Source organism: Ureibacillus sp. 179-F W5.1 NHS (genome assembly GCF_045369345.1).
Lineage (GTDB): Bacteria > Bacillota > Bacilli > Bacillales_A > Planococcaceae > Ureibacillus > Ureibacillus halotolerans.
Genome location: NZ_JBIQFG010000042.1, coordinates 19,379 through 28,961 on the forward strand (window position 1 = coordinate 19,379; position 9,583 = coordinate 28,961).

Annotated in this window: 11 protein-coding genes, 2 tRNA genes and 1 other RNA gene; 3 read left to right on the forward strand and 11 right to left on the reverse strand. The window is 35.0% G+C overall.

The window, feature by feature from the left end; translation table 11 throughout:
* Positions 1–5: 5 nt before the first annotated feature.
* From phnG to ACH0B5_RS14975, 7 genes are all read right to left on the reverse strand, one after another.
* On the reverse strand, positions 6–428 hold the full coding sequence (gene phnG / locus ACH0B5_RS14945; protein ID WP_122971780.1) for a phosphonate C-P lyase system protein PhnG: 423 nt from the start codon (positions 426–428) through the stop codon (positions 6–8).
* 98 nt (positions 429–526) lie between these two features.
* Positions 527–1,258, reverse strand: coding sequence for a GntR family transcriptional regulator (locus tag ACH0B5_RS14950; protein WP_122971779.1), 732 nt, complete (start codon positions 1,256–1,258; stop codon positions 527–529).
* Between the two features lie 73 nt (positions 1,259–1,331).
* Positions 1,332–1,868 (reverse strand): 5' nucleotidase, NT5C type, encoded by a 537-nt coding sequence (locus ACH0B5_RS14955; protein ID WP_122971778.1) that lies wholly within the window; start codon positions 1,866–1,868, stop codon positions 1,332–1,334.
* 144 nt (positions 1,869–2,012) lie between these two features.
* The gene (locus ACH0B5_RS14960) at positions 2,013–4,073 is read right to left on the reverse strand and encodes a TRAP transporter permease (protein ID WP_122971777.1); all 2,061 of its coding nucleotides are present in this window, start codon (positions 4,071–4,073) and stop codon (positions 2,013–2,015) included.
* The gene (locus tag ACH0B5_RS14965; protein WP_122971776.1) at positions 4,063–4,578 is read right to left on the reverse strand and encodes a DUF1850 domain-containing protein; all 516 of its coding nucleotides are present in this window, start codon (positions 4,576–4,578) and stop codon (positions 4,063–4,065) included. The genes ACH0B5_RS14960 and ACH0B5_RS14965 overlap by 11 nt, the downstream gene beginning before the upstream one ends.
* A 68-nt stretch (positions 4,579–4,646) precedes the next feature.
* The gene (locus ACH0B5_RS14970; protein ID WP_122971775.1) at positions 4,647–5,651 is read right to left on the reverse strand and encodes a TAXI family TRAP transporter solute-binding subunit; all 1,005 of its coding nucleotides are present in this window, start codon (positions 5,649–5,651) and stop codon (positions 4,647–4,649) included.
* A gap of 365 nt (positions 5,652–6,016) precedes the next feature.
* Positions 6,017–6,574 (reverse strand): superoxide dismutase family protein, encoded by a 558-nt coding sequence (locus tag ACH0B5_RS14975; protein ID WP_122971774.1) that lies wholly within the window; start codon positions 6,572–6,574, stop codon positions 6,017–6,019.
* Positions 6,575–6,710: 136 nt separating this feature from the next.
* On the opposite strand from ACH0B5_RS14975, the gene ACH0B5_RS14980 reads away from it, so the two are divergent.
* The 3 genes from ACH0B5_RS14980 (at position 6,711) to ssrS (ending at position 8,155) form a co-directional block, all read left to right on the forward strand.
* Positions 6,711–6,902: a putative motility protein gene (locus ACH0B5_RS14980; protein ID WP_406928040.1), complete on the forward strand. Its 192-nt coding sequence runs from the start codon at positions 6,711–6,713 to the stop codon at positions 6,900–6,902.
* A gap of 235 nt (positions 6,903–7,137) precedes the next feature.
* Entirely contained in the window at positions 7,138–7,779 is a 642-nt protein-coding gene (locus ACH0B5_RS14985) for a YfbR-like 5'-deoxynucleotidase (protein WP_174232669.1), read from the forward strand.
* Positions 7,780–7,962: 183 nt separating this feature from the next.
* A non-coding RNA gene (ssrS, locus tag ACH0B5_RS14990) (6S RNA) lies at positions 7,963–8,155 on the forward strand.
* 177 nt (positions 8,156–8,332) lie between these two features.
* Here the strand turns inward: ssrS and ACH0B5_RS14995 are convergent.
* The 4 genes from ACH0B5_RS14995 to ACH0B5_RS15010 form a co-directional block, all read right to left on the reverse strand.
* Positions 8,333–8,479, reverse strand: coding sequence for a hypothetical protein (locus ACH0B5_RS14995; protein ID WP_241559302.1), 147 nt, complete (start codon positions 8,477–8,479; stop codon positions 8,333–8,335).
* 366 nt (positions 8,480–8,845) lie between these two features.
* The gene (locus tag ACH0B5_RS15000) at positions 8,846–9,310 is read right to left on the reverse strand and encodes a class I SAM-dependent methyltransferase (RefSeq protein ID WP_122971771.1); all 465 of its coding nucleotides are present in this window, start codon (positions 9,308–9,310) and stop codon (positions 8,846–8,848) included.
* A gap of 123 nt (positions 9,311–9,433) precedes the next feature.
* Positions 9,434–9,505 (reverse strand) — tRNA-Glu (locus ACH0B5_RS15005).
* A 1-nt stretch (position 9,506) separates the two neighbouring features.
* Positions 9,507–9,581 (reverse strand) — tRNA-Asn (locus ACH0B5_RS15010).
* Positions 9,582–9,583: the final 2 nt, after the last annotated feature.

Below are 9,583 nucleotides of genomic sequence, written 5' to 3' on the forward strand. Positions count from 1 at the left end.
CCTCCTTAAATTTTCATTGTTTCGAAATTAACTTTTGTCCGCTCGATGGAACATTTTAATTGCTGTAATTGTTGTTGATATAGTTGTTGTAGCTTTTCAAACTCCCTTTGCCAATTTAGGGTCTCGGGTAAATTCTCTTTATAAGCCGCATCAACTATCGCTAATGCCCGGGATAATTCTTGATCCTCTTCCATCACAATGCCGATTCCAAAGCTTTCGTTAATTTTCACTTTTGTTTCTGTTACTAATACTTCTCCTATATAAAATAATGATTGTTGTGCCGATTCTCGCATCTTAATCATCGTTAAGCCTAATGTTGGTGCTTGAATTTCTTCCACTTGATACTTTGTTGAAATTTCTTTTGCAAATTGAATCGCTTCATTTCTTCCTACTTCAATTAATAGTTTTGTTCTTAAAGCTCTTTTCATCTTCTGCACCCCTTTCAATGCAAATGTATCTTGTCGCCAAGTAGAAGACCATTAAGCTAGTGTGAAGTTTTTGTAAAAAGGGAAAAAGGATGCCTCTTTTAACAGAGACATCCTTTTTCTTTTCGAGTATTCGTTAATTGGAAGGAGAAGCGGTCGCTTCGATATAATATTTCCGTATATTCTAATTGAACATTTTCATCTTTATTCCAGTTGTCCGATTCAACTAAAATAATAGGAACTAAATTTTCACAGTGAAGCATCATTCGTTCATACTTACCTGGAAAAATAGTTGAAAGTCTTGTAAATGAACTTTCGAAGTTTTCGATACCGTGGGTTTTATAAAATTGGTAAATGGAGGATAATTGACTGCGTTCTTTTTTTATTTCAGGAAAAAGATCCGCGTTAACATAAGAACGGTGGATAGCAGCAGGTTCACCATCCACAAAACGTAATCTCTCAATAATATAAAGGGTTTTACAATTAGCAAATTCTATATGGGGATATTCTAACTTAGACATTTCGATTTGCTCCAGCCTTGTTAAAACAGACTTATAATCCTTCGTTTGCAGCTTCATTTTTTCACTAAAACTAACATCCCCAGTTAAAACGATATCTAGTAATTTTCGTTTCGGTTTAACAAAATGACCAATCCCTTGTTTGGATTCAATCATCCCCATTTGTTCTAAATCTAAGTATACGTCTCGGATTCTTTTACGGGGGATAGAAAATTTTGCAGCTAATTTGTTTTCACTCGGTAATTTAAGCCCTTCTTCACAATTACAATTTTGAATTTTTTCTAATAAATAGTCCCGCACATCGATGTTATCCATAATTTCACCTCAATCTCTTCCTTCTAACCTACATGAATGGGATTAAAATTTGGTGAACAATGTCAATATTCTTTTATTGCTTTACTGGCAAAAATAATGTTCGAATTTCTTGCCAATTATGAACACGTTTAAATTCCGTGCAATATTCATTGTAGCTTTGAGAATATAAAATCCCTTCCCCTGTAAAGGATTGAAGTTGCTTTACATTGTCATCGATTAAATAATCTGCTTTTACGACCTTTTTATCTCCACAGAATATAAAGTAGGCTGGGTCTAAAAACGGAAAATGTTCTAATAACCATTCATATTTAGCATTGAAGCAACCTGGCACATCCATAGCCGCTGTCGCAATATAAATTTCATAGTGTTCACTCAGTTCTTTTAATACAGGTACAGCGTCCTTATCTTCTAATTCGAAATCTCTGAAAAAATCAGGTTCATTGATCATTAAATAGAACTGATTAGCTAGTTCAGGATATTGGGCTTCGATTTTTGCTACGTCAAACTCTTCTTTAGAAACGGGAATATTAAACCGTTCTTGGAAAGCTCTTGTCGCTTTACCTAGAAAATCTGCTATCACTTGATCCATATCAACTGCAATACTCTTCATAAATACCTCCACATGTTCGTTTTAATCTTAGTGTAAAGTAAGCCAATGCTGAAAAACAATGGAATCTCCATCTATTTACAGAAAATTAATTTCTTTTACATTCCATAAAAAAAGCTTGCACGATATTGTGCAAGCTTCAATTTCTTAATTTGTTGTAGTTCCTAATTGCCCTTGTTTATTTCCTTTATTTTTTGTTGCTAATTGAATAAAGAACATAATACCGAATACGACTAACCCGATAATGTCAGACATTGATTCTGGATAAACCATCGCAAGACCTGCTGCAATAACTATTAATCGTTCTAACAAATTAATAGGACGGTACCAATAGCCGATAACCCCAGCTCCTATTGCAATCATTCCAAGCATTGCTGTAATGACTAACCATGCAACTTCCCAGAACGTCACATCAATCATTAGTAAAGATGGCGAGTAAACAATCATATACGGAATAATGAATGCCGCGATAGCTAATTTTGCTGAGTGAACCCCTGTTTTAATTGGATCCCCCCCTGAAATACCTGACGCTGCAAAGGCAGCCAATGCAACTGGTGGAGTAATGTCTGCAATAATACCAAAGTAGAATACAAAGAAATGTGCAGCTAATACAACTGTAATCGGTACTAATGCTTGTGAAACATCAGGTGCTAATAGCGTAATAATCGCTGGTGCTGCAATCGTCGATGTAATAACGTAGTTTGCTGTTGTTGGTGCACCCATTCCTAAAATAAGGGATGCAATCATAACAAAGAATAATGTTAAGAAAATACGTCCTCCGGCAAGGTCTACTAAACTATTTGCTAAGCTTAAACCAAGACCCGTTTTAACAACTACCCCTACAATAATACCAGCACAAGCTGTTGCAGCGGCAACTGATAAAGCAGTACGAGCCCCATCAACTAGAGCATCGATAATTTCACGGATTCCAAATTTCACATCTTTATTGAAGAAACCTACGATGATACACGCAATAATACCATATAACGCAGAATGGATTACTGGTACACCGAACATCATAATGACAACAATTAATGCAATTGGAATTAATAAATAAAGTTTTTTCCAAATCATTTTTCGGTCTGGCATTTCTTCATCTGTAAGACCGCGCAAGCCTAGACGTTTTGCTTCGAAATGGGTCATAATCCAGATCCCTGCAAAATAAAGAATGGCTGGAATAATCGCTGCCTTCGCGATATCCCAATAAGTAACTCCTCGCCCGATAAATTCAACCATTAAGAAGGCTGCTGCCCCCATAATCGGTGGCATGATTTGCCCTCCTGTAGAAGAAGCAGCTTCTACAGCACCAGCAAAATCTTTTTTATAACCTAACTTTTTCATTAATGGGATTGTGTAGGCTCCGGAAGTAACAACATTTGCTACCGAACTTCCTGAAATTGTTCCTTGTAGGGCTGATGAGAAAATAGCTACTTTTGCGGGACCACCAATTAATTTCCCCGCTACTGCAATAGCTAAATCATTAAAGTACTCCCCTACCCCTGTTTTAACAAGGAAGGCACCAAATAGTAAAAAGGCAAAAATGTAGGTTGCTGAAACACTAATTGGAGTACCTAAAATACCATCCGTTGAGTAGTACATTAAATTGACTAGTTGCTCTAGAGATTGACCACGGTGGGCAAAAATGTCCGGCATATATTGTCCATATATTGCGTAGGCCAAAAATAAAACGGCAATAATCGCAATTGGTAATCCAACAGAACGTCTAGCAGCCTCTAATACTAGTAAAATAACAATTAAACCAACGATGAAATCCATTTGTGTAATCGTACCTAAACTTGTTACTAAACGATCATAATTAATTGTCCAATATGCCCCTGTTACAGCTGCTACTAAAGCTAATAAGTAGTCATAAAATGGTATCCTATCTTTTCTTCCCTTTTTACGAGACGGGAATAGTAAGAATACGAAGGTTAAACCAAATCCTAAATGGATAGATCGTTGAATATAAGCGGTAAATTGCCCAAAAATAGCGGTATATAACTGGAATAAGGAGAAAGCAAGAAGCCCAATGAAAATAACCCATTTCATAACACCGGCAATTTTCCGCATATTCGCTTCTGTGTCATACTTTTCAATCAACTCTTGTTGTTGTTCCACTGTTAATACATCGATACGCTCTGTGGCAAGCTGTTTATCTTTTAATGCATCGTTTGATTCACTTGTTGTATGATTTACATCATTTTTCATATACCATCACAGCTCCTCTCAGCTTGTCGAATAAAGAAATCCTCTTTACTTCAAATAAATAAGAACTTCCTCGATGCAATGATTTTTTCATGTTATACGTATGTCCGTCGTAAAAAAATTTCAAATCCATGTCGATGTCTCCAATATAAATTGTGAAGTTATCTAATATTCGATTATCGTATGCTAATTTGTATTTACCATTTTCATAACTTAACGTTTGACCTTCTTCTGCATGAGCCGGCATTCCAACGGCGACATCTTCATATTCCATGGAAAGAAGTTTTATTTGATTGCTTTTCGTTAATTCATAGGATTCTATAACATCCGTTAAGTGGATGGAATGGGTAAAACGAATATTAAATTTATGTTCTTTGGAAACATTTATGTAATACATTTCTGGATTATTCGTCCGCGTTTCTTCAAAGGAAAACACACTATATATCGGTGAAAAGAAAAAAATAACCCCCAACACTACTACAATTAAGAATAGATGCGCCCATCTCATTTAATCGCCTCAATTGAAAAGGACTTGAAGAAGTATGCCTTCAAGCCCTTCACTTCATTTCTTCTTAATTATTGTTCATCAAAGAATTTTTGAGCACCTGGATGAACATCAATACCAATACCATTTAATGCTGTCTCAGGACTAATGAATTCCCCTTTAGCATGGCTAATTTTATCTGTATTTGCATAAATTGCCTTTGCAATTCCATAGGCAACTTCATCTGGTAAATCAGATTTTACTGCAAGCATTGCTAATACCGATACTGTAGGAACTTCCGTTTCTAAACCGTAAGTACCTGTAGGAATTGTATCTACTGCATAGTAAGGATATTTCTCGATTAATGCTTCTGCTTTATCAGCTTCTACAGGAACGATTACAACGTCTGTTGTAGCACCTAATGCTTCAACTGCAGCCGTTGGGTAACCAGCAGTGATAAATGCCGCATCAATTTGACCAGTAGTTAAACCATCTGTTGATTCACCAAAGTCTAAATTTTGTGGTTCGATGTCATCCATAGTTAAACCATGAACTTCAAGTAATTGTTCAGCGTTTGCGTAAGTACCAGAACCTGGAGCACCTACAGAAACCTTTTTACCTTTTAAATCTTCAAATGATTTAATACCTGAATCTGCAGTTGTTACTAAATGAATTGTTTCAGGGTATAAGCCACCAATTGCCACTAAATCTTCAAGTGGTTGACCGTCAAACATTAACTCACCATTTTTTGCGTAGTAAGCAATATCTGTTTGCATAAATGCAATTTCAACATTTCCATCTTTTAAAGCACTTACGTTTGCCGTAGAAGCTTGTGAAACTTCTGCAGTTGTTTTAATACCAGTTTCTTCAGTAATTAAGTCCGCAAAAGTACCACCTAATGCGTAGTATGTACCTTGCGTACCACCAGTTGCTAAGCTTAAAAATTTAATATCAGATGCTTTTTCATCAGAAGATCCTCCTGTGTCACCTGATGTACCTTCATTGTCAGTTGTTTCTTCTCCACCACCACATGCAGCTAAAACCATTAATAATAAAACACTTAGTAGTGAAAGAAACAGTAATTTACTTTTTTTCAATTGAACCCCTCCAAATAATTGTTACATTACAGTTCAATTTTACCTATTACCTTTGATATGTGTCAATCATTTTAATATTCTGTTAATAGATTTAAAGAATAATTAAGAGTATAAAAACGCTTTCTTTTAGACTAAATAGTATATATCAGAATAATAAAACAATTATCCCTTCTATTTCAATTGTTATATGACACAATACCTAATGTCATCAATTATTATTCCTTCATTTATTTATGCTAATTGAAATAAATGGAAAATCATTATATATCCAATATTTAATGTTTTATCCGTACTTAAGCTAAAGTATTTTTAGAAAAATAAAAAGTTGTGTAATGAAGTATTGAACTCCATTACACAACTTATTTTTAGTTTTCTGATGTAATAACTCCACAGGCAATTCGTCCCCCTGAGTTACCTGCAGGATCTGTTACATAATCGTCTGCTTTCTCATGGATGACAATAGCACTACCATCAGCATCAAATAAGGAATTTTCCATTCCCTTTTCCAACGTAATATTTTTCGCCACAAATTCTACTTGTACCGTTCCATCTTGCTCAGCAGTAATGTTCGGTAAGTCACCTAAATGTGGTCCCTTCGGATTATTAATACCATGTTGTTTGTCTAGTGGGTTAAAATGGGCTCCAGCGGATTCAAACGATGGTTTTTCACATTTCCCGACTTCATGTATATGAATACCATGCTCCCCCTCTGGTATTTCTGTCAATCCAAGAGAAATGAGAACGCCATCTGCTCCCTCTGTCATTTCCATATGTCCAATTTCTTTTCCTTCGGTATTAATAATTTTTGCTGCTGCTTTCAATGCTTCCGGGGCTGCAACTGAAATTTTCTCTTGTTCCATAAACAAGTTACATCCACTTAAAAGTAACATTACACTACTAAAAATTAATAAATTTCTCCACATTTTAGTCGTCCCTCCTCGAAAGGAGTATTGCCATGTGTGTTATGAAATATTCCGAAATTGTCGAATGATGTCATTTTCCCTATTACTTAACTTTTCATTAAAATCGTTATTCATCAACCGATATGAAGTTTAGGAGGTGACGACTTTGGATATCAATTCGATCATGTCTGCTCAAGTAGCTCAACTTCAACAGACTGTCCAAATGAGCATAATGGATAAATCTTTAAACTTAGCAACCGCAAGTACTGTTGAAATGCTTGAACAAATGTCTGAACAAACAAATTCTCCCCATCCATACAAAGGAACCGTTATTGACGTTTCATTGTAAAGAGAGAAGACCTTTGATAATACATAAAGGTCTTTTTTTACCAAAATTCACTTTTATTTTATGCAAATTAAGTTATCTTGTTTTAATTTCATGCATATTCTATAAATTAAACACTAATTAGTTTGTAAATGTACATTTAAATGTTTGTTAAGTGTTTGAAACTCTGCCCTTTATGGAGATAAATAGGTGTATGATGCAATTAAGGGCACATGTTTATGCCCAATCTAAAACGGGAGTGATATTTATAGGTATTCATAAGTTTTTCACAAGTTTAAATGATTTAGAACGTATTTTCCGTGCACCTGGTCGTTTTAAGTTTGAAGAACATAACGTAGCAGCCCATTCTTGGAAAGTGTCTCAATATGCTATGTTCTTTGGAACCCTAGAAGAAATGAACGGAGCAACAATAGATTGGAAATCCCTATATGAAAAAACGATTAATCATGACTTTGCTGAAGTATTTATCGGCGACATTAAAACACCGGTCAAACATGCTAGTGTTGAGCTTAAACAGATGCTTGCCCATGTCGAAGAAAAAATGATGGAGAAATTTATAAGGGAAGAAATACCCCCGGACTTTCAAGCTGTTTTCTTTGAACGAATGAAAGAAGGTAAGGATGCGACAATCGAAGGTCGTCTTCTAGAATTTGCAGATAAGTTAGACCAGTTTTATGAATCCTTTGCGGAGTTGAAACGCGGTAATACAGATAAGGAATTTGTTATCATGTATCAGCAAGCATTACAGAAATTGTTGGCAATGCCTCTAGAAGTAAGTGTAAACTACTTCCGAAATGAAATCTTAAATGATGTCATGAAAGAAGAAACTCAAATCAACCTTGCTGCCTTAACAAATGAAGTATTGAACAAAATAAAATGATAACAAAAGTTTTCCAATGATGGAAAGCTTTTTAATTTGTCTAAAGAACATAACTTGTTTCATTTCTCTTACATACATAACATGGGTGCCATAAATTTCACCCCCGATTTCAATGATAATTATTTGACATTTTTCATCATTCATACTTACTTGCACAACAGTTTATTATCGTATATTATAACAATAAAGCTGCGTTGTTCGTACAAATATTAAGTTTTAACCTTTGAACTGTAAAAGGGAGTTTTAATCGAATAGGGAATGGCGGGCGTCACACTCCGGTGAATGACGATATACAGGAACTATTCTGCGAGCACCCACCTGGTGGAGTCGTGGTTTTAAAACTTTCTATTAATAATTACGGCAAGGCGGCTTTGCCATACATAATGTGTATAGCAAGGCTTAGAAAAACTCCCATCAAATATCTGATGGGAGTTTTTTCTATTTGGAAATTACTTGAATGAATTAATCATATATAATGAATGGTAAAGGTTTTTCAGGTCGGTTAACACAGTATTCGCAATTTGGATCTTTACACTTTGTTTCAGTCCACCTGTTACATTTTGGGCAAAAAATAGGCATCAAAATCCTCATAATAAATTAAACTCATCTTACATATCTTGCAACAATTTTCTTCATCCACAAAACCATCAATTTCAAAGTTATTAATAATTACTCCCCCATCAGTTTCTTCTATTTTCATAAACACTCCTGAAATTTTAGTAAATCAATTTTTTAATGCAAGTTTTATCGATAAATTCATTTTTTCCGTAAAGATACCTCTTTGATCAAGTTCCAATAATTCCTTTTTTAAATGTTTTTCAAACAAAGCAATATTTTCCCCTAAAAAATGTTTCGAACTATAGGAAGTTGAATATAAATTTCTAATTATTGAATTTCCAATTATTGATTCTACTCTCCATACTTGTTCATAGAGTGGAAGTTCATATTTTTCCATTTTAAATTTAGAATTTAATATAATTTCTTCGTAGCTAACTGTAGGATGGGAATAGGTTATATCCCCAGCTCTTCTTTCATTCCCATACCACTGTTCTACTACTTGCTTCCTTTATTTCCCAAGGTAAAGGTTCTTATTGGGAGAATAGTTATCAATAATAGCTATTCCACCACCATCCGAAATCATTTCATACAACATATCAAGAGTCTTTTCTCTATCCATCCAATGGAACGCTTTAGCAATCGTGACAAACCGAAAATGTCCATCATATTTCTTTTTAAATGATTCAAGTTCTCCTATAAACCATTCCAAATTCTCTATTCGAAGTTCTTTTACAAGACGCATTGCTTCTTGAATCATTTCTGGTTCTGTATCGATTCCAATTACTTTTTCAAACCAATCTGTTAATCGAAATGCTAATTGTCCTGTACCACAACCTAAATCTAACATTCGACCTTTACCATCCAAGGAAAACTTATCAATTAAATACCTTATCAATGAAGATGGATATAAAGGACGATAACGTGAATAATACGAAGCTGTACCTTTAAATAAATCCTTTCCGTACTCAGCCATCAATCGTTACTCCTTACTTAAAAATTGTAACTTCCTTACTTTTAATATACAAAAAAATAGATGGTAAAAACATTCCGTTTTTACCATCTATTTCAATTCGAGCTCTTCATTTAGCTCATACTATGACCCGTACGGGATTCGAACCCGTGTTACCGCCGTGAAAGGGCGGTGTCTTAACCACTTGACCAACGGGCCGTGGCTCCGAAGGTAGGACTCGAACCTACGACCGATCGGTTAACAGCCGATTGCTCTACCACTGAGCTACTTCGGAAT